We start from the raw sequence: 21154 nt of genomic DNA, 5'->3' as shown, positions 1-21154 counted from the left end.
ATTGTATCAATGTCTATTTTATCAGAAAACATAAGGTATCTGCGTGCCCAACTTGGGGTCTCTCAAAAGAAGGTTGCAGATGATTTAATTATTACGCGTGTAAGGTATGCGAAATACGAAGACGCAACATCGGAACCTCCCGTGGAACTGCTTATAAGAATGTCCAGATACTTTCATATAAGCATTGACCTGATGGTTTCTGCCGACCTGCGTAAAATTCCGCTGAAGGAAATTATGGAACTGCCGGACAACCGCATACTGCTGCCTGTTAAAGTGGATCATAATGGAGAGAATATTATTGAGATTATTCCACATAAAGCATCAATGGGTTACTTGAGCGGTTATGCAGATCCCGAATATATTGAAAACCTACAAACCATTTCCCTGCCCTTTCTTGGAGCAGGCACCTACCGTGCATTTCCCGTGGAAGGAGATTCTATGCCCCCGTATAAAGGCGGAGCATTCATCATAGGGAAATACCTTGAAAAAGCAACCGAACTGAAAAAAGAAAAAAGCTATCTGTTTGTTACCCGAAGCGAGGGTATTACCTATAAAAGATTGGTGAAAACGGAAGAAGAAACCATTACCGTAGCCGCAGACAATACTTTTTACGAACCTTACAGCATACCGCTTGCAGATATTTTTGAGATATGGGAGTATGCCTGCAGCATTTCGACAGACGAGTTCACAAAAGATGATTTTAACACGGATCAGCTGCAGATTATAGAGCTGCTTAAGGAACTGAAAACAGAGGTAAAGAAATTGAAGAAAAATAATTAATATGAATTTTAATTTATTGGTTGCAGCTTACTAAATTCAATCTAAAAACGCTACAACTTCCTGATACGTGAGTCCGCTGTAGATGCAGAATTCGGTAACCGATACATAACTGTTTTCGGGTTTATTGAACAATTGCCTTACCGCTTTTAGAATACGGATGCTTTGCCTGTAGCTTTTACCGGTGATACGCTGAATATCTTTGGGATAAATACACAATCTTACTTCGTGCTTCTTCATAGCTCTTTTCTTATAAATTAAACGATTTTGTAAATTCGATGTGGTTTAGTTTACGGTACAGCAATTCGGTGAAATCTTTCCCATACTTTTCTACAAGCGCGCCTTTATTTAATCAGGTACTAATGTGCGTATTATCTGCAGCATGCATGAAGCGATACTGCAACAATTCTTTCATTACTTCTGTATCCAACTTCAATGGTTCCATTCCCAGATCATCAAAACAGTACGGTAAATGATGAAAAAGATATTGCTGTAACGTATAGTTGCCAAATCTTTTGTAACAAAACGCTATTTCCCTAATGCTGCGAATAAAATACTGCTGATTAAGTTGAAAGAACGGTTTAAGCAAATGCATCAGGCTGGTTTTACCACTACCCTCGGGTCCGCTAACCAGCAATCCTTTTTTCAGATCAATTCCGTATAGTGCACATTCTTCTTTATTTGCTGTTGCGTAAACTAACAGTCTGTATAGCTGTTGTCTTTGTGAAGAATGGATGAGGTAACTGCTGCCATAAATAATTTTACCCTGCTGCTGCATATACTGTATGCATTTGAAGTAGTTGTATTGGCAGTTACCATTTTTTAGTTTGTAGGTTTGATTGATGTGCATAATCCAAGTTTTATTCTGCTAAATAAGTTGGTAATCTATTGGACTATTCCCACCTTGGGAGAAAAAAATGGATGAGGGATGATGGATTCCGAAGGGAGGGACAAATTGTGGGGTATTTTTTAACTGTATATTGTAGTGGGGAATTGTTGAACTGATGAATCGTTTATATGCTGATATGCGTATTCGTTAATCCAACTACTTTATACTCCAAAATCAAATTGATTACTCTTAGGTTAAATGAATATTCTCTGTTTTCATACTCGACTCTTCGTGACTGAAATACTTGGTTTTTTCTCAACTTTGTAAAGATACAAAGTTGCAAAAATCTCTTTTTTTGCCCTACAACCCAAAGCCTAAACGTTGGCATTTACTTCTAAAATTTCGAATGCTCGCTTCGCGCCGAAATTTCCTTACGAAGTTGCATTTAACGTTTTTAACGGCTTTGGCTTAATGGGCTGGGTATTCATAACAATACGTGTTTGCATTACAATTGCATTTTCAATCAAAATCCTTATGCTCAACAAATCCAGATTCAATAGCGACATTATTTTTTCAGCGAGTGTCAAGTCTTTGAAGAAAAGGAATAAATCAAATACGACCGTAGGGAGCGATTATTTGATTTCCTTTTCGAGAAGTTTGTTGACCGTTTAAAAAATAGAGTCTTGATCTTTTGTAACTTTTATCTCTACTCTCTTATTATCAATTAATGAATCGATGAATCTTCGATTTGTATTAAGACAAAAGTTAAAGAAAAGTCTTACTAATCCAGATTACTCTATCTATCACTATTTTAATTAAACAACATACATTCATCTTCGGTTGTATATTTCAAAATTCACTTTAGTCTTCAAAATACAATAAAGTAAAAGCTTAAATAAGACTTCTCCATACACTCCAAAAAGTGCTTTAATTTTGTTGTTTTGTAACAGATTTATCTATAAAACATATCGTATACTGTCACTTAATGCCATGTGATGTCATTTGGAATCGACTGAAAATATTCACATTCTTTTATGCACAACTTTGTCACAGGTAATCCTACATAAGTTGCAACGAAAGGAACCACAATCATTTTTATTCATTCAAAAAAATTAGAAATTATGGCTTCACAAGACGGCATTTTTAAAATTAAGGGGACCCTGGGTGGTGTGACCTTTTACAAGACCAAAGACGGACATTTAGCGCGCGAAAAAGGTGGGATAGACAAAAAGCGTATGGCGAAGGATCCTGCATTTAAAAGGACACGTGAAAACGGAAGTGAATTTGGAAGAGCCGGCACCTACGGAAAGTACCTGCGCAGCGCTTTTAGACCTATGTTGAACAATACGTCGGACAAGCGGGTGGTAAGCAGACTGGTTAAGGATTTGATGACGATTATTAAAACCGATACGGTTAATGCCCGTGGGGAGCGTACCCCGATTGAAGGGAATTTTGAACTGTTGCGAGGATTTGAGTTCAATAGTAACGGACTTTTAAGCAATACGCTTTACGTGCCTTACAACGCTTCTATTGATCGTGCGTCTGGGGATGTGAGTGTGGAATTGCCGGAACTGGTTCCCGAACAAATGATCAGTGCACCGGCAGGAACAACGCACTTTAAGATTGTTGCAGGTGCCTCTGAAGTAGATTTCCAAGCGGGAAACTCTTTAACGGTTTACACAGGAACCGCAGAAATTCCGTGGAACAGCGATACAATGCCAGCCTTAACACTTGACCTGGAACTTACAGCAGCAAGCGAACTGCCATTGGTACTGCTTTTGGGTGTGGAATTTTACCAAGAAATAAACGGTGTGTTTTACATGCTGAACAACGGTTCGTTTAACGCACTGGCGGTGGTTAACCTTAACAAGCAGTAATATGCTGATGCTTAAACGTATTTATCTTGCAACGGCGGTGCACGGCGAACTTACCCTAAACGGAAAGCATATTGCCTATACCATTGAGCTGCCGTGGCAAGATAACAAGAAACGTATCTCGTGTGTACCCGAAGGAATTTATGTTTTGAGAAAAAGATATTCTGAAAAATTCAAATGGTATTTTGTATTGCTTGATGTTCCGAACCGCAACTGTATACTGATACACCCAGCGAACGATGCACAGAAAGAACTACAGGGCTGCATTGCACCAGTAACACAATTCACAGCCGAAGGAAAAGGAACGGAATCGCGCAAGACAATGCAGAAACTGACGAATGCATTGGAACCGTACCGTATAAACAGACAAATTAAATTATGTATAACCTCTAATACTTCAGAAAATGAAAAACAATAATGTAATGGATCGTGCCATGGCACCGACTCCGAAATTCTTTAAAACCCTACGTACGGTAGGACTTGTACTGGCAGCCGTGGCAGGAACTATTTTAACCGCGCCGATAGGATTACCGGTAGCAGTGGTAAACATTGCGGGTTATCTGGCAGTTGCCGGAGGCGTATTGTCTGCAGTATCGCAGATCACTGTTGACGATGCAAAAGCTGCAGTTAAAAAAGAAGACAATGGCTGAAGGCAGAAACTGGTTTATAGGTGGAATGCTGCTTTCGTGTTCGTACAGCCTTTTACAGGCCGATGTAATTAAGACGGTTTTACTGGCTGTCATAGGTACGCTGACGAGCTACCTTTTTGGCAGACTGCTGGCGGTAGCAGCCAAATGGCTGCGTAAGAAAAAGGATTAATAATTGAAAAGGGATTGTCTTGCATGAGGCAGTCTCTTTTTTTGGTTTGTTTTTTAATGGATGAATCGTTGATTTGTTGATTTGTTGAACTGATTAGAAGCTAGGTACTTGATGTGGGATGATGGGTGTTTTTATACGATATATTGAATTGATATATATTGTGGTTTTAGAAATATTTGGCTTTGACATTTTCGTTATTAATAATTGATACTGTAGGTTTTTCCCTTCTTTTACGCCCAAACTTTATTGTACAGTTACAAATTCATATCTGAAATAATACCTAAACGAAGTTAAATACAACTTATAACTAAGATTTTATCGTTGCAGTATAATAAAAGCGCTGAGTGACACCCTATCCTATAACTAATTAAAGTTAGGATACGTATTATAATTTTTCCAAATAGTACAGAATGATGTACCTTTACCTAAATAGATTTAAGTCTACTATAATATGCAAAAGATAAAAGTTACCTTAAAAAGATTACGTAGAGAAAAACAACTTACCCAACAGATTCTTGCCGACAAGCTGGGTATTTCGTTAAGGGCTTATTCTAAAATAGAAGCTGGTAAAACAAGTTTGAATATAGAACGCCTGCGTGACCTTGCAACGGTCTTTGATCTTACTATGCCCCAACTACTTTTTTACCTGTTTGATGAAGATATGATTATACCTGACCCTAACAACATAACAATATACCGCCATTATGAAGAAACAATTGCGTTACTAAAGCAACAGTGTAATACGTTGAACAAGCTTTTAGCTAAGCAAGCAAAAAATTAAGCCCTATTTATCAGGCACAATTTGCTAATTTGCTATCTACGATCTACAGTACGATATTACAATTTGTATGTCCAAGCAATTATATTTTCTGGCAAATAATTACTTGTAACAATAATAGAATATAATTAACCACGAACATATCAAGAAACTTAGATAACAGAATACTAAGCAGAACCAAACAGTAATACATACTATGAATTTTGACACAATAGAATATCTGAAAAATAGTGCCTACAGACAAATACAGGCATATGATATACTTAACTTAAAAAAAATCTTCATAAAATTAGAAAAGTATGAACCTATACTAGTAGGAACAATTCCGCTTAAAATTGATATAGCCTCAAGCGACTTGGACATAATTTGTTGTTTCTACAACCGTGAAAAATTTGTAGAATCGGTTAAAAACTCCTTTGGAAATGAACCAAACTTTACAATAAAGGAAATAATTAACGGCGAAATTTTATCTATTGCAGCCAGCTTTCAAGCGGATGAATTCAAAATTGAAATTTTCGGACAAAATATACCTACAAAACAGCAACTAGGATACAGACATATGATAATTGAATACAATCTTTTACAACAGTACGGAGAAGCATTCAGACAACGTATAATTAATCTTAAAAATAAAGGATTTAAGACGGAGCCTGCTTTTGCTATGGAACTTAATCTGGAGGGTGATCCTTATATTTCGCTATTAAAATATGAGGTGACTGAAAACAAATTTTAACGGTTAGTACGAAAACACTGTTATGCAGTATTGTATACAGTACAAATAAGATAATACAGCATTTTAACTGTAAATTGTTAGAGAATGTCCAGCGGTGTTAACACAAATAAGTATCTATGTTGCTTTAACATTAATTATTATGTACATTAGATAAAAGAGAACATTATTAAAAACCTTTTAAAATGTTTAAGGAATTATCTTATAAGGAAATAATGTAAAGAAGTGATTGCAAAAAAATTTAAAATTGATATAACCTGAAATATGCTGAACCTTATAACAGCTGAAGAAATGCGTAAGGCAGATGCCTATACCTGCGAACATTCCGAACTTTCTACCATTGATCTTATGGAGCAGGCCGCCAATGCTTTTACTGAAATTTTTGTAAACCATATTTCTCCGCAAAGACATATCACAGTAATTGCCGGAACAGGAAACAACGGCGGTGACGGTTTGGCAATTGCACGCTTATTACGGATGAAAGGTTACCATAACATTAAGGTGATCTGCATGAATGGTTTTACAACCGAATCAGAAGATTTCAGAATAAACAAAGAAAGACTCGTTGCACTAAAAATATCGTTTGAAACCGTAAGCACTCCGGAACAGCTACCACAGAACTTTGATGTTGTGATTGACGCCGTTTTAGGGTCGGGTTTAAATAGGGATTTAAGCAACTTTTTAAAAACCAGTTTTGAACATATAAACCAAAACTCTAATTATACAGTTTCAGTAGATATTCCTTCGGGTTGTAGTACGGACCGATTTACTTTTGAAGATTACTGTGGAATAAAAGCAGATCTGACAATTTGCTTTCAAAGACCTAAACTTCTATTTACACTACCGGAATCAACAGTAGCTACCAAGTCATTCAAATTTACATCTATCGGACTTGATGAAAACTACCTTTTGGCAATACCTACAGATTATTACTGGACAGACCAACAAACGGTGCAGGGATTATTACACAAACGCAAAGCATTCACACATAAAGGCACATATGGTCATGCACTTATTATTTCTGGAAATGCACAAACCAAAGGTGCTGCACTGCTTACAGCTAAAGCAGCTTTATTTTCGGGTGTTGGACTGGTGACATTACTTACAGAAAGTGCTTATTTTCCTTATGTAAACGTTTACCAGCCCGAACTAATGACCGCAAATAAAGAGGATCTCAAGATTTTAGATTACTCAAAGTATCAATCTGTTGCCATTGGTCCGGGAATGGGTAGCAATACCGAACAACGGGATCAGCTCTTGTTTTTACTACAGCAAAAACGTCCGATGGTTTTAGATGCCGACGCCTTGAACATGCTTACAACAGATCTGCTGAAACAATATATTTTGCACCCCGCAGTACTGACACCTCATGTAAAGGAATTTGACCGTTTATTTGGTGCCCATACATGCTGGTACAACCGTATACAGACAGCCAGAATACAAGCGAAAGAACTACAATGTGTCATTGTACTTAAAAACCAATATACCTACATTATTAACGAAGTAGGTAAGGTATTTATCAACTCTACAGGAAATCCGGCAATGGCACAAGGAGGGATGGGAGACATACTTACAGGATGTATCAGCGCCTTTTTAGCCCGGGGCTATTCTGCTTTTAACGCGGCTGTGATAGGATGCTTTGTACACGGAAAAGCAGGAGATGAACTGGCTGAACGATACGAGGTAACTCCGGCATCTATACTTGCAGAACACTTGCCTTTAACTTTACGCAGTCTATTAACCGACCGTATAATGACCAACTGATTTAAGCATATATTACTCATGTAACCATCAGTATATGATGATATTTTTATAATTCTTTCTGCTGGTCGACATCTTTCAGTACCGATTCATTATCGCTTTCCACTTCTTTTTCTTCCACATATACCGCATGTTCAGACGGTTTAATGTTTTCACCTTTTGCAGCAGCATATACTTTGGTGAACGATGTACTTATGTACAGAATTGCAGCAGAATAGTAAACCCATATTAGTATGATGATAAGCGAACCTGCAGCACCGTAAGGTGATCCTACGTCGGCTTTATCAATATATAGACCTATTATGTATCTGCCCAGCATAAACAGAGCCGCCGTAAAGAAAGCACCTGCCCTTACATCGCGCCATTTTATTTTAGCATCGGGCAAAACTTTGTAAATTACACCGAATAGAAGTGTAAGTACAAGAAAATTTACTACGGCTGTAAGCAGTGTTAAAAGTATTACCGAAAAATCAGGCAGCCACTCTTTAAGCAGGTAATCAAAAGCTGAAACAGCTCCGTTAACAACCAATGCAACTATGAGCAAAAAGCCAAGACCGATTATTATTGAGCCCGATAACAAGCGGTCTTTAAGTAATTTTAGCCATCCTTTCTCTGGCTTCGCCTTTACACTCCATATTTTATTTACGGAATCTTGAATATCCCCGAAGACTGTAGTAGCTCCTACGATTAAACTTACAGCCCCTATTACCAAAGACAAAGTGGTACTACCCGAGAGTTCCATATTTTTAATGATCTGCTGTATTTGAGCAGCGGCTTCATTTCCAACCAGTCCGTTTAATTCTCCAAAAACACTGCCTTCAATTGCTTCCCTTCCAAAAAAAGCCCCTGCTAATGAAATTACCAACAGCAGCAGCGGTGCCATTGAAAACAAAGTATAATATGCCAGCGAAGCACTGAGCTTTAATCCTCTATTATCCATAAAAGTATTCACTGTTTCTTTAAGAATTGAGAAGGCTGCTTTAAAAAAAGTCTTTTTTTCCATGTTTCCTTATTTATCATATACGAAACAGCAAATTATAAACCATGCGTATATATCCTTACAATAAATTCAGGTGATTCAGCATACAGATGAAATGTTTTAAATTCTATGCTGTAAATCAGACTTTTGAAAAGATGTTTCATCTTTTGATAAATTCTGACAGGTGTAATATATTCTTTAAATATGTGAAAAATTTCACAAAATGTAGAACTTTTAAACGATTGAAAATCAGCAAATATCTTTATGATTTTATATGCAACAATAACTATCCAGTTATAACAACAGTATTAGTAAAAAAAAACCTTTGGTAAAGTACCTCGGCACAACTATTGGATTTACATCATCAGTTTTGAATAACAGAATTTTACACACTCATTGCTTTGGTCGACTTAATGAGTGTGTTTTTTAATTCTTCTTATTATAAAAACATTTATATATGACACTTCCATCACATACAAATTTTTAAAAAAATTCAATGGAAAGATAAAACCTAAATCTCGTAAATTTAAGAAGGATTAAATGTTTAATTTAAATTTTATGCTATGAAAAATCAACAGAAAAACAACACCGATCCTGTTAAGAAACATCAGGATAACAGACCCGAAAATAAACATAATTTAGATAGCCGGGTGCATGAAGAACAAAAGGTAAAAGGTGACGATGTTACATCGAACGAAAAAGAAACGAAAAACAAAAAGTAAAGTTTTTCAAATTTTAAGCGGGTCTAGTGCATCCGCTTTTTTTATTTATTCTTTAATATTCAATCAATATGGATCAAATCCTTAACAAAATTCAAGAATTTGCAGATAATGCCCATGGTTAACAAATGCGTAAGTACAGCGATGAACGTTATATTGTGCATCCCATACGGGTTATGAAAACCTGTTCGGCGTATACTGATAAGATACAAATATTGGCTGCTGCCCTACTTCACGACGTTTTGGAAGATACGTCGGTTACCGAAGAACAACTTTTATCTTTTTTAGAAACATTAATGGATAAAAATGTTGCAGACCAGACCTTGAAGCTGGTAGTAGAACTTACTGATGTTTATACAAAAGAAGTGTACCCACACTTAAACCGTAAACAACGCAAAGAAAAAGAAACCCTACGTATTGAACAAACAAGTGCTGACGCCCAAACAATAAAATATGCGGATATTTTAGACAATTGTAAGGAAATAACCGCAGCAGACCCGCATTTTGCTCCACGGTTTCTGAAAGAGTGCATGACGATTTTAAAAGTAGCAACAAAGGGCGATAAACAGTTATATGAAAAGGTTTACAAAGAAGTACAAACCGAATTAGTAAACTTGAGAAAAAGATAGTTTAAGTTTCAGTGCGGTTCAATTAAAATAAAACTTTTACTAAAAATATTTCTAGATTGATTCTTAAATATACAATCTACCATTTAAATAAACTTCATACCCAACCATATTATAACAGGGCACACAAGACTCACGATCAATAAAATGATATAAGGTAGTTTTTGTTTTACATATACATACATGGCTGCTCGTTTTTATTTTGGTAAAGATAGTATTAAAATTTTTATTATGTGTATTTATAAACTATTTTTTTTTAAAAAATTAATTTTACACTCTATATACGTTAAACCATAGTCAATAGACTGCAAAATATATAAATAACATATTGTAAGATTGCATTTGTAAAATAAATTTTTACTTTTCATGGTAAAAAAATTAAAATAAAATAAACATAATAAAAAATATTGTATATTTATACACTAATTAATTATATGTGTAATTATTAAAAATTTAATTACTATGAAAACGAAAAATCCATTAAAAAAAATTGCTGCTGCGTTTACCGCGGTTGCAATATTGTCTGTTGGTACAGCATGTAGCAATGACGACAACGCAGTAATGCCCCCACAACAGAAAACAATTGCTGCTGTTGTAAGTGAGAACAGTAATTTTTCTATGCTTAAAGCTGCGGTAACAAAAGCCGGACTGGCTGAAACTTTAAACGGCGCAGGTCCGTTCACTGTTTTTGCACCAGACAATGCCGCTTTTAGTGCGTCGGGACTTACAGAACAATCGGTAAACAATATGTCTGCCGAAGACCTTAAAGATGTTTTACTTTACCACACTGTTTCAGGTAAAATTATGGCTGCCAACGTACCTGAAGGTCCAAATGCCGAAGTAAGCACCGTAAACGGTATGAAAATCTATGTTACAAAAGATACAAGGGGTGTTTTTGTAAACGGATGGAAAGTTAAAAGTGCGGATATTGCTGCATCGAATGGAGTTATACATTATTTAGAACGTGTTTTAATGCCGGCGATGGGAACCATTGTGCAAACGGCACAAAGCAATGATAATATGACTTTTCTTGTTGCTGCGGTACTACGTGCAAGTCAGGGATCAACCAATGTTGCCGCTGCGTTATCTGCACAAGGTAACATGACGGTATTTGCCCCAACGAATCAGGCGTTTATGAATGCGGGGTTCCCAACTATTGCATCAATTCAAAATGCCGATCCAGATATGTTAGCCGGCATCCTTACCTATCACGTTTTGGCAACAAGAGCATTTTCGTCTGATTTAAGAGACGGAGCAACTTTAACAACCTTAAACGGAGGAAACATTACAGTAGCTTTAGGAAGCCAGGCAACAGTTAAAGGAAATGGCAATACTATGCCTGCGACCATTGGCTCAATGAACATAATGGCTACCAACGGTGTAATTCATGTAATTGACAGCGTACTATTACCATAAGTTTAATTATTAGAAATTGAAAGCAGGCATTTGATGCCTGCTTTCTACATTTATACTGTATTTGTGTTCATGATAACTTAACAAAAACCTAACAAGCAGTAAATTAGGATAATGCTTAAATTTTTAGTAATTTTGTACCGTTGCTAAACAATGTTTAAGCTTTACCCGAAACATTTTAATCTTACCTATTCTCAACCAACGAGAAATTTTTCAGATTCTAATCCCTTTCATTTTCAATTAGCCTTTAAAGTGCAGCTTCTATCTAAAACATAGAAAGGTATCAATCTTATATGTATTAAATCGCGCATAGGTTAATTTTTGATATAAGATATCTACAATAAGCGTATGATCGTTTTTGAAGCAACATTTAATATTCACTTATAAAAATAAAAAGTATGAAAAACAAAAGAAAATTAAATGAACGTTTACTGGCAGTTATATTATTGATTATCGGTGGTGTATCTATTGCCATTTACGCCAATGGTTTTTTAATTTAATGATTGATACATTGTATCTATTTTACATTACAATTATATATGTAAAAAGAGGTTGCGGCATATAAGCCGGCAACCTCTTTTTATTATTTTAGAACGATCAAATTTACTGTTGATACATTCTACTATTTACAAATCAACCTTAGTTTCGTAAGCTGCTTTATACACTACATCGTCTTTAATATCTGATGGATGGTGTTGCGGATGGGTTTTACCTTCGGATTTCATTTCGGAAAGTTTTTGCTCTAAAATTGATATAACCTGATCTTTTTTACCCGCTGCTTTATTAACAATAGAATTAAGAACGGTATCAAAATCCTGATTTTTAGAAGAGGTAAGATCAGACACTAATTCTTTAAAATTTTCTTTAGAATCCTTAAAAGCATCTGCTCCCGATTTTAGATGATCTGTTATCATATTACTAATTTTCTTTCTCTTTTCAGGCATTAACAATACACCTACAGCGGCACCGGCAGATGCACCCGCCAGAACAGCTCCAAATTTTATTAAATTTCTCATGATTTAAAAATTTAAATGTTATACAATTCAATCTTCATTGATCAATGTTACAAAAATCAATCCTTAATAAATCAGATTAAAAACTCATATAAAAAAAATTGATTAATATTGGCAGAGTGCGCTATAGTTGTGCTATCCAGAAAAAATCCAGGATCAATAAAAATCTTATCGTAAAACTATTTTTATTTATAGCATGTGATAAAATCTACATTAAATGTAAAATTTATACAGTTGTGTTTGTTACTATGTTAGTACAACAGGTTTAAACCATTCGTATCAAGATGTTCGTTGTACTGCACTTGCGTAAGTCTGCTATATTTTAACAATTGGATTTTTTTAAGATCTTCTAATTCCTCTCCTTTAAAACCTTCTGTAGAATCATAAAGGTATGTGGAACTGATGCTGTAAAATGGAACGAAGCCGCACAAACAGCAGTTACATCTTTAGAAAAAAGGATTAGATTATGGGAAGCGATTGAAGAGTTAATCGGTAAAAACAATAATTAAAGGAATGAATTATTAGTGACGAACAAAAAACCGATCAAAATGATCGGTTTTTTGTTAATTGCGACGGTTATCGTATTCTTCTTTTGATATATTCCGCAAGCTGATTTGGTTGTACCGCTTTAAATTGTCAAAAAAAGTTGTGTTGTTTTTAACCTCATCGGTCATTTCAAACAAATAATAATCAGAATTAATCTTTATCAGCACGTTTTCATTTTTCGTTGTAGCAGCATCTACAGCTGTACCCTTATCTGCCCTTAGCACGTAATAACCGTTATTAATCAAATGGTAACCATTTTCAAATACAGTAATAAAAGTAGGATCTCCTGTATACTTTTTTAGTTTTTTCATAGCTTATTATTATTGTTACTTAAAAATACAACTTTAGAGCCAAAATTTTTGTTCTACAACAAAAACTTAAAACTATTTCTATTGAAATTTTACATACCAATGTGACACAAATTTTGCTAAAAGGTATAAAGTTTGCAGCTTAAATTACCATTTAACACAAAACAATGATATATGGAACCTAAATTTAAAATTGGAGATGTTGTGGAATTAAACAGTGGCGGACCACAAATGACAATTACCGTTGCTGAAAACATACATGCGGTAACAAGAAAAAAATTGCCATTTAAAGGAATTGTTACAACTGTTTGGTTTGAAGACAACAGTAAATTTGAATCGAAATTTCCACAAGATGCTTTAAGTCTTACAAAAGAAAATTAATTGAATTATTTATAGATTTAAGCTTTATTTTAAATCACATAAAAAACACTTTCAACGTTTTGAAAGTGTTTTTATTATTTATAAATTTATTGCTTTTTAGTACTTTTTAGTAACAATGCCAAAGCAAAGCCCACACCGGCACCAATTAAAACTTTATTTTTAAACGAACTGTGTTTTTGCAATTGTGGATTACCGTATATTCTTAAAGGTTCTTTAGATTGTTGCAATATATTGCCTTCAACATCTGGTCCTTTTTGAAAATTCATCATCATGCGAACAAATGCAAACGCAGCATAACTGAATGGTTTTGGGAAAATTCGATAGATTGTTGTGATAAGTCTGGAACTAAAATCAGGATACACATCAGATTTAGGATGGGCAGCAAGTGCTACCATTGTTTGTGCCGTAAGGCGCGGATCTGAAGCTAATGGAGAAATTCCCATTTTAAAACCGGAATATTTTGCAGAGTGCAGATTACCGGTAGAATTTTGCAGTTGCGGATAAATATTACAGATATGAATATTACTGTAGTTTGATATTTCTGCCTGCAGACCTTCCATCATTCCTTTTATACCGTATTTCGATGAGGAATATACAGCACTGAACGGCGCAGGCATTAATCCGCCTATCGAAATATTATTGATAAGAATACCGTACTCCTGTTCTTTAAAAATTTTTATGGCATTATATGCACCGTGCATGTACCCGAAAAGATTTGTTTTTATCACCTGTTCATGAATCTCCATAGGTATCTCTTCGAATTTGCCATTTGCCATAACTCCAGCGTTGTTCACCCAAACATCTATCCTACCAAAATGCTCTAACGTTTTTTCAGCAACTTTTTCTACTTCTTCTGCAACAGATACATCAGCAGAAATACCCATGGCAACGGCTCCCAAATTTGTGCTAATATCCACTATCTCATCAATTCCATCTTGTCCGCGGGCAACCAAGACTAATTTGCAACCCGTAGCCGAGAAGGCTTCGGCAGCTGCACGCCCTACTCCACTGCTCGCTCCTGTAATTACAATTACTTTACCGCTAATAATATTTTGTATTTGTTGTTTCGTATCCATAGCTATAGTTTTTCTAATATAAAACATTTATTGTGCCACCCAAACAGTTTGTAATTACGTTAAGAGTGAGATAAATATGTTTTACTATTTAATTGGGACAATGTTGTTAATTAACATTTACGAGCCTTGTACGGAATGATTTTGGTTTTTAAAGTAATAACCTTAATAATTTCTTATATAAGATTCAGGTTTTTACTTAATTAATTTAAGGTTCAAGTGGATGATTATCATCCACTTTTTTTATGTAAAACACTATTGGTTATAAAATGCGCAGGGTATTTAAAACACTTAAATTCAATTATTTATAAATTATAAATGCATTCTTAGCTTTAGATGTTCAAATTTGAATTATTTTAAAAAACATCAATTAAACTTTTGTTACCATTATCTACAAACTGTATAATTTTTCAATGATTTATGTATATTAATATTCTAATAAAAATACATTTTAGAATATTAATAAATTTATTAGTAAACTACTTTACAAAAATAAAAAACCACCCGGTAAGAGTGGTAATTCAGTATTGTTGTTTACTGTAAAATAAATTTAGATAGAACGCTCGTCCCAATCTCTAATTTCACGCTCGATATCTTCGCGCGTTCTACCAGATTTTTCCTGCATTTTACCTAACATTTCTTCGTATTTTCCTTCTGCAAAGGCTTTATCATCATCAAACCATTCACCGTATTTTTGTCTTACAGCTCCTTTAACTCGGTTCCATTTTCCTTCCATTTCTAATCTGTCCATAGCAATATATTTTTATGATTAAACTTGCATCAATTAAAACAAAAATGATGCAACATTTATAAAAACGTTTCTATAAGTACTATGATTTAAGCTGTGATTTTGTTATACAACAATCCAAAATTAAAAGTTATCAAGCCAATGAGAATAGTATCTAAGCCTTTATAGTTCCAACTTACAAAATCTTATAGCATGTATTAATATTTAGTTTATTTATATGATTAAAAAAAATTACTAAAAATATTTATACACAATAATACTATTGCGAATATGGACATTTTGTAGAAATTTTAACCACCAAACAGAACATACTTTTACATTATAAATTTTCATAAAAAAAGTTAAAATTCAGTGTTGCAATAAATTGAATAAAACCAGATGGAAACATTAATAAAGGGCATTTGAATTGTATCTAACAAAATGTTGAAAGTATTTTATTTTTTGTTTTTTGATTACAACGTCCGGTATAACTATCGGACGTTTACTAATCATACAAATGATAAAAAATGTGAATAAACTTTAGCGAAACTTTCTACAAGCGTTTGAAACACATTTAACCATAAGTTAAAACAGTTAGGTATGCAATTTATAAAAACCTTTATTGGGAAGAGCGCAACAAAAGAAATGGTAGAGAACCTACCAACGATAGAAAAGGTTCAAGAATTCTTTGAATACTGTTCCACCAGAAATAATAAATCGGCAGCCGATTATTCGCATAAATTCAAATATGGTATTGGATCTTTAATCAGCTGGCATGTGAACAAATTTCATCTTGATCCACAAAGTAATTCCGGCAGCGAAACACCGTGGTACATAAAATGGTCAAACCACCCGGAATACGCATTTCTATCGGTTGTAAATAATGAAGTAAGTTACTATTACAGCAGTACTTGCGGAAGCGAAATTGATCAATGCGAACTAACTTTTGATCCGCATCACATAAAAATGATTAACGAGCTTTTTGATTATTACTATAAAAAATTTGTTGTTGAAGGGAAAGTAACGGCTAATGGTACGTGCTTATAATATGTTGGTAAGAATTTTGTATCATGATTAACCACAGGGTAAATTATGAAAAAAATTTTGGTTGTTTTTGTTTTATTATTTATGATGTCTTGTAACAGGAAGCTACAAGACGCATCTGAACAATATTTTGACGGTATTAAAAGTGAAGTTACTGATAAATTTGGAGTTAACAGTTACTTTGCGGGTTTAACCGTTACCGAAAGTGCCCAAGGAACTGTTATAAGTGTGCTTCATTGCAGTAATCCACAGAATTTAGAAACCAATTGTTATGTTTATGCAAAAGGTGTGTGGAAAGAAATGTACAAACAACCTTTAAAGGCTTTACCAAATATTAAACCTGAAAATTTTCTGTTTAAGTTAGATGAAAAGATTGATTCCTACACCTTGTCGAAAATAGTTAAAAGTGCCCAAAAAGATATTAGAGACCGAATTCATGTAAACGATTTAAAATTGTATCAACTGGCAGTGCGTCCGCCTAAATCGGGCAATGTATCATCTATGCACTATCAGGTAACAATAAAATCTGATTCTTTGCAACGCGATTTTTACTACCGCTACAATATCGACGGAACTTTGTACGATGCCGAACTAAACAATACCGAATAAAACGTCACTTCACAATCTAATTATCATTACTACAACATTAAGCTTAACAACTGCATTAAAATTGCTGTTTAAAAACACACAAATAAACCATAAATTAAATATTTTGTATATTTGTATTCTAAAAACAAATAATTTTAAAAAAAAATAAATGTGTCTTTTAGCAAAATAAATGAGCGTAACTACCGTTTATCGTGCGGAGCAATTTTTTTTGGATCTTTGATTTGCATTTAAATTTTAGACAAAATTTTTAAGGCACTCAATAACAATTATAATATATTTGTGAACTTTTTATAACTAATCTTATGAAGTACGGACTTGTAAAGAAGACAGTAGATTTAGTGGAACAGTTTGAACAGGCAAACATAAACAACGATTATCCTGATACTGTTTCGGGGTTTAAAAGATGGATCGCTGATCATCAGCTAAAATCAACCTATACAGATATCCCACAGTGGGAAGGTAAAGATAAAGGAAGGAGTCCTGAAAGTGTTATTAGTACCTTGTTGGTGCACATGAACAGGTTTGCTAAAAGTTATTCGCGTGCCGCTATCGCAGGATCGGAATTTTCTACGCAAGAAGATTTCATCTACCTGATCAATTTAAAAGCGTTCGGTGAAATGACCAAGATGGATCTTATTAAAAAAAATGTGCATGAAAAATCTGCCGGTATCTTAATCATAAGCCGCTTAATTAATAACGGATGGGTTGTTCAGGAAGATTCAACTACCGATAAGCGTACCAAGATCATAAAGATTACCGACAAAGGAATTGAAGTTTTAGATCAACAAATGGACAAAATTCGTGAGGCTACTAAAATAGTTTGTGGCGATTTAAGCGAACCCGAAAAAATGCAGCTGATTAATCTGCTTAACAAACTTAACGACTTCCACATTCCTATCTACAACAATAATAACAACGTAGAAAAACTGTTAGAAGAAGCTACAAGTTTTAAAACGCAGCGCGAATACAGTTTATCAGAAAACGAGAAGTAGTACCTAATAACGCAAGTTTTAAGAACTAACTATTGTAAAGAATTAATTCAGGTAATTAAAGTGTATCAATAAAGGACCACAGCTTATAACCTCATCATTAAAATGCAAAAATCAACTATACTGTACATAAATTTTGCTTCGCTCATTACCACTATACTTGTAAATTATCTTTTTAATTCAAGAATAATTAATGGTAATACAGTTAAAACTGTTTCTGACCGATACGAAAACATGTTTACACCTGCCGATTATGCATTTGGGATTTGGGGAGTTATTTATTTATTGCTTACCACCCATTTTATTTACTGTTTTTACCTATTAAAAAAGAATAGCGGTGAAGCCCAAATTATAAATAAGGTTGGATTATTGTTTGCTGTTACCAGTTTAATAAATTGTTTGTGGATCTATTTTTGGTTGAACGATTTTATTGGCATCTGTTTATTGCTTATGATTGTTTTACTGTATGTGTTAACCACCATGCTTACAAGAATTACACCAAAAAAAGAGCCTACCACGTTAACACAACTAATTACAACGACACCTTTTACACTGTATGGCGGATGGGTTTGTGTTGCTATGATTGCTAATGCCGCAGCATTTCTGGTAAAATTAGGATGGAAACACACCTTGGAAGATGAATTATGGACTATCTTACTAATTATTATTGCCGGTTTTATAAATATTTTGCTTAGCTGGATGTACAGAGCGGTTGCTTTTGGACTTGCAGGTGCCTGGGGATTAAGTGCAGTTGCTTTAAATAATTTAGATAACAACTACACTGTTTCTGTTGTTGGCATACTTACTGCCACAGCAATTTTAAGCACCTGTTTTTATATTGGCACACGAAAATTAACCTCTAAACAATCTGCTTTACAAACCAGCTAATTGTTCAATAACTTTTAAACAGATAAAAAAATTATCTTGCAAGGCGAATGCCGGTAAATTGCCATTTAAGGTGTGTTTGAAAAAAGTTACGATAGGTTTTTCGGCTGTGACCCATTGGGGTTGCTACAGATGCGCCTTTTAACACCATTTGGTTTACCATGAATTTACCGTTATATTCGCCAACCGCACCGGGTTCTTTTTTATATCCGGGATAGGGAAGATAGGCCGAATTTGTCCACTCCCACCTTCTGCCCCAATTAAAATATTCAGATGCTGTTTCCCACTCTGCTTCGGTAGGCAAACGCATTCCTTTCCATGCCGCAAAAGCAGACGCTTCAAAGAAATTAACGTGACATACATCATCGTTCCAATCTATATCGGTAAGTCCCGAAAAATCATAATGCATCCATTTACCATCGATAAAATACCAATACATAGGTGCTTTTACTTGCTGTTGCTTTACCCATTCCCAACCTTCGGAATGCCAATATCTAAAATCACTGTATCCGCCGGCTTCCATAAATTGCAGGTATTCGCCATTAGTAACCAAGCGGTCTGCAATTTCAAAATCATTCAAAAAAACCTTATGTCTTCCCAACTCATTATCAAAACAAAAATCTGAACCGTTAAAGCCAATCTGGTATATTCCTTCTTTAACAGCAATCATTTTAACCGCTGCAGCATCAGCATATTTTGGTGTACCATTCTCTTTATAACCCGGAAATAACGGGTTGTGACCCAATATATATTTAATATCTGTAAGTAACAATTCCTGATGCTGCTGTTCGTGATTCAATCCCAATTGTAACAAAGGTTCAATAGCTGCAGTGTAAGAATTTCCAGTGAGGTAGCGGTTCATGTTATCATCTACATACTTTCTGTATTGATATACTTCAGCAACCGAAGGTCTGCTTAAATTGCCGCGATCGGTTCGAATAACCCTTGCCCCCACCGTTTCATAATAACTGTTGAAAACAAAATTAAACTGTGGGTTGAACAGTTGATATCCCGGGAAATGAGGCAACAGTATAAACGTTTCAAAAAACCAGGTAGTATGTCCTAGATGCCATTTTGGCGGACTAACATCGTCAACTGGCTGAACCACGTAATCTTCGGTTGCAAGCGGTTTACAAATTTCTTCTGAATGCTTACGGATTTGTGCATATTTTTCTGCCAGATCCTGATTTTTGTTGGTATTGATATAAATAGTGTTATTCATTTTAAATAGTTTAAACAGCCTGCCATACAGAATCTACAAACCAATTTTTTGAATCTGCAATTTGACCAATGATTTTAAAACCTGATTTAGATGCAAGAGCATCGATATCTTTTTGTTCGTACTTTTGCGAAATTTCCATATCAATCAGTTCATGTTCATTAAACAAAAACTGATGTTCGCTAACATTTACAGTCTGATTTACCAAACTTACCAAATAACTTTTGCAAGCGCCCGAAATTGGATCATAGTTTTGATAATGTTGAAATTTAGATATATCAAAATCAGCATCCAATTCCCTATTAATACGTGCCAGCAAGTTCAGGTTAAAAGAAGCGGTTAGTCCGCGCACATCGTTATAAGCATTTAATATGGTATGGGGATTTTTCTTCAAGTCAAAACCTGTAATCAGCAAATCGCCTTTCTTCAGTTTACTATACAGTTCCCTACAAAAGCGATATGCTTCGGTAACATCCATATTTCCTATATTTCCACCTAAAAATAACAGTATCTTTCTTCTATCAGAACCATCCATTACATGCTGAAGCATCTTAAAATAATCACCTTCTAATAATTTAATATCCAGATCGGGAAGCTCTTTTTTCAGGTTTCTATCTAAGACAGACAAAATATTTCCTGAAATATCAATAGGCATATAAGTAAAATTTATTTTTGCGGCTGTAAGATATTTTAAAAGATAAGTAGATTTTAAAGCATCACCCGCACCTAATTCTATAAGATCGAAAGGATTTCCGTCGATCATATACTCTGAAAGTTCGGAAGTTTTGTTTTTAAAGATGTCCATTTCACAATCCGTAAGATAATATTCGGGCATTTCCATGATTTTTTGAAACAGTTTGTCGCCCTTTTCATCATAAAAATATTTGGAGTGTAATTTTTTTTGGGGTTTACTTAAGCCAGTGATCACGTCATTTAAAAATATGCCCTGATGTTTTTCGTTTGTAATACTTCTTTGCAGAATTGAATCCATAGTTTTTTATTATTTAAACCACAACTACCCTGCCAGCAGTGTTAAAACATCTTTTAAACGATTG

General features: G+C 34.6%; 26 protein-coding genes. 17 read left to right on the top strand and 9 right to left on the bottom strand.

Features of this window, described 5'->3' with window-relative positions; translation table 11 throughout:
* The coding region (locus BM253_RS03910) for a LexA family transcriptional regulator (protein ID WP_317040934.1) at positions 1-780 on the top strand (780 nt) is incomplete at its 5' end.
* A 36-nt stretch (positions 781-816) separates the two neighbouring features.
* Here BM253_RS03910 and BM253_RS03905 read toward each other — a convergent pair.
* Complete coding sequence (locus tag BM253_RS03905; RefSeq protein WP_091519458.1) at positions 817-1017, bottom strand: hypothetical protein; 201 nt, start codon at positions 1015-1017, stop codon at positions 817-819.
* A gap of 112 nt (positions 1018-1129) precedes the next feature.
* Positions 1130-1627: a P-loop NTPase family protein gene (locus tag BM253_RS03900; RefSeq protein WP_091519454.1), complete on the bottom strand. Its 498-nt coding sequence runs from the start codon at positions 1625-1627 to the stop codon at positions 1130-1132.
* A gap of 1100 nt (positions 1628-2727) precedes the next feature.
* Here BM253_RS03900 and BM253_RS03895 point away from each other — a divergent pair.
* From BM253_RS03895 to BM253_RS03870, 7 genes are all read left to right on the top strand, one after another.
* Positions 2728-3483: a hypothetical protein gene (locus BM253_RS03895; protein ID WP_091519452.1), complete on the top strand. Its 756-nt coding sequence runs from the start codon at positions 2728-2730 to the stop codon at positions 3481-3483.
* Position 3484: 1 nt separating this feature from the next.
* Complete coding sequence (locus tag BM253_RS03890; RefSeq protein ID WP_091519449.1) at positions 3485-3898, top strand: DUF5675 family protein; 414 nt, start codon at positions 3485-3487, stop codon at positions 3896-3898.
* On the top strand, positions 3885-4130 hold the full coding sequence (locus BM253_RS03885; RefSeq protein ID WP_091519447.1) for a hypothetical protein: 246 nt from the start codon (positions 3885-3887) through the stop codon (positions 4128-4130). Before BM253_RS03890 ends, BM253_RS03885 begins: the two co-directional genes overlap by 14 nt.
* On the top strand, positions 4123-4299 hold the full coding sequence (locus BM253_RS17280) for a hypothetical protein (protein WP_177205716.1): 177 nt from the start codon (positions 4123-4125) through the stop codon (positions 4297-4299). Before BM253_RS03885 ends, BM253_RS17280 begins: the two co-directional genes overlap by 8 nt.
* A 451-nt stretch (positions 4300-4750) precedes the next feature.
* On the top strand, positions 4751-5080 hold the full coding sequence (locus BM253_RS03880) for a helix-turn-helix domain-containing protein (RefSeq protein ID WP_091519446.1): 330 nt from the start codon (positions 4751-4753) through the stop codon (positions 5078-5080).
* Positions 5081-5273: 193 nt separating this feature from the next.
* On the top strand, positions 5274-5810 hold the full coding sequence (locus tag BM253_RS03875; protein WP_091519445.1) for a DUF4269 domain-containing protein: 537 nt from the start codon (positions 5274-5276) through the stop codon (positions 5808-5810).
* 261 nt (positions 5811-6071) lie between these two features.
* The gene (locus BM253_RS03870; protein WP_091519444.1) at positions 6072-7571 is read left to right on the top strand and encodes an NAD(P)H-hydrate dehydratase; all 1500 of its coding nucleotides are present in this window, start codon (positions 6072-6074) and stop codon (positions 7569-7571) included.
* 46 nt (positions 7572-7617) lie between these two features.
* Here the strand turns inward: BM253_RS03870 and BM253_RS03865 are convergent, their stop codons facing one another.
* Positions 7618-8571, bottom strand: coding sequence for a YihY/virulence factor BrkB family protein (locus BM253_RS03865; RefSeq protein WP_091519442.1), 954 nt, complete (start codon positions 8569-8571; stop codon positions 7618-7620).
* Positions 8572-9110: 539 nt separating this feature from the next.
* On the opposite strand from BM253_RS03865, the gene BM253_RS17275 reads away from it, so the two are divergent.
* From BM253_RS17275 to BM253_RS03855, 3 genes are all read left to right on the top strand, one after another.
* Positions 9111-9269, top strand: a complete 159-nt coding sequence (locus BM253_RS17275) for a hypothetical protein (RefSeq protein WP_177205714.1) — start codon at positions 9111-9113, stop codon at positions 9267-9269.
* 125 nt (positions 9270-9394) lie between these two features.
* Complete coding sequence (locus BM253_RS03860) at positions 9395-9895, top strand: HD domain-containing protein (RefSeq protein WP_218154361.1); 501 nt, start codon at positions 9395-9397, stop codon at positions 9893-9895.
* Between the two features lie 459 nt (positions 9896-10354).
* Positions 10355-11308 carry a fasciclin domain-containing protein gene (locus BM253_RS03855; RefSeq protein WP_091519440.1) on the top strand — a complete coding sequence of 318 codons (954 nt, stop codon included), beginning with the start codon at positions 10355-10357 and terminating at the stop codon, positions 11306-11308.
* A gap of 623 nt (positions 11309-11931) precedes the next feature.
* Here BM253_RS03855 and BM253_RS03850 read toward each other — a convergent pair.
* Complete coding sequence (locus BM253_RS03850; RefSeq protein WP_091519436.1) at positions 11932-12321, bottom strand: YtxH domain-containing protein; 390 nt, start codon at positions 12319-12321, stop codon at positions 11932-11934.
* A gap of 377 nt (positions 12322-12698) precedes the next feature.
* Here BM253_RS03850 and BM253_RS17645 point away from each other — a divergent pair, with 377 nt between their 5' ends.
* Positions 12699-12827, top strand: coding sequence for a DUF3050 domain-containing protein (locus BM253_RS17645; RefSeq protein ID WP_143095579.1), 129 nt, complete (start codon positions 12699-12701; stop codon positions 12825-12827).
* A 54-nt stretch (positions 12828-12881) separates the two neighbouring features.
* Here BM253_RS17645 and BM253_RS03845 read toward each other — a convergent pair whose 3' ends face one another.
* Positions 12882-13175, bottom strand: a complete 294-nt coding sequence (locus tag BM253_RS03845) for a hypothetical protein (protein WP_091519432.1) — start codon at positions 13173-13175, stop codon at positions 12882-12884.
* 171 nt (positions 13176-13346) lie between these two features.
* Here BM253_RS03845 and BM253_RS03840 point away from each other — a divergent pair, with 171 nt between their 5' ends.
* On the top strand, positions 13347-13553 hold the full coding sequence (locus BM253_RS03840) for a DUF2158 domain-containing protein (RefSeq protein WP_091519429.1): 207 nt from the start codon (positions 13347-13349) through the stop codon (positions 13551-13553).
* Positions 13554-13639: 86 nt separating this feature from the next.
* On the opposite strand, the gene BM253_RS03835 is transcribed toward BM253_RS03840, so the two are convergent.
* Both BM253_RS03835 and BM253_RS03830 read right to left on the bottom strand, forming a co-directional pair.
* A complete protein-coding gene (locus BM253_RS03835) occupies positions 13640-14629 on the bottom strand; it encodes an SDR family NAD(P)-dependent oxidoreductase (protein ID WP_091519425.1) in 990 nt (329 codons plus the stop codon).
* 547 nt (positions 14630-15176) lie between these two features.
* The gene (locus BM253_RS03830; RefSeq protein WP_091519422.1) at positions 15177-15377 is read right to left on the bottom strand and encodes a CsbD family protein; all 201 of its coding nucleotides are present in this window, start codon (positions 15375-15377) and stop codon (positions 15177-15179) included.
* A gap of 576 nt (positions 15378-15953) precedes the next feature.
* Between BM253_RS03830 and BM253_RS03825 the strand changes: the two genes are divergently transcribed.
* The 4 genes from BM253_RS03825 (at position 15954) to BM253_RS03810 (ending at position 18883) form a co-directional block, all read left to right on the top strand.
* A complete protein-coding gene (locus tag BM253_RS03825) occupies positions 15954-16400 on the top strand; it encodes a hypothetical protein (protein WP_091519419.1) in 447 nt (148 codons plus the stop codon).
* Positions 16401-16445: 45 nt separating this feature from the next.
* On the top strand, positions 16446-17006 hold the full coding sequence (locus BM253_RS03820; protein ID WP_091519416.1) for a hypothetical protein: 561 nt from the start codon (positions 16446-16448) through the stop codon (positions 17004-17006).
* A gap of 302 nt (positions 17007-17308) precedes the next feature.
* Positions 17309-17998, top strand: coding sequence for a MarR family winged helix-turn-helix transcriptional regulator (locus tag BM253_RS03815; protein ID WP_091519412.1), 690 nt, complete (start codon positions 17309-17311; stop codon positions 17996-17998).
* A 102-nt stretch (positions 17999-18100) separates the two neighbouring features.
* Positions 18101-18883 carry a hypothetical protein gene (locus BM253_RS03810; RefSeq protein ID WP_091519409.1) on the top strand — a complete coding sequence of 261 codons (783 nt, stop codon included), beginning with the start codon at positions 18101-18103 and terminating at the stop codon, positions 18881-18883.
* Positions 18884-18914: 31 nt separating this feature from the next.
* Here BM253_RS03810 and egtB read toward each other — a convergent pair whose 3' ends face one another.
* A complete protein-coding gene (egtB, locus tag BM253_RS03805; RefSeq protein WP_091519406.1) occupies positions 18915-20102 on the bottom strand; it encodes an ergothioneine biosynthesis protein EgtB in 1188 nt (395 codons plus the stop codon).
* A 10-nt stretch (positions 20103-20112) separates the two neighbouring features.
* Entirely contained in the window at positions 20113-21090 is a 978-nt protein-coding gene (locus BM253_RS03800) for an L-histidine N(alpha)-methyltransferase (RefSeq protein ID WP_091519402.1), read from the bottom strand.
* Positions 21091-21154: the final 64 nt, after the last annotated feature.

This window comes from Paenimyroides ummariense (assembly GCF_900115115.1).
GTDB classification, from domain to species: domain Bacteria; phylum Bacteroidota; class Bacteroidia; order Flavobacteriales; family Flavobacteriaceae; genus Flavobacterium; species Flavobacterium ummariense.
This window is presented reverse-complemented; position numbering and strand designations above follow the sequence as displayed.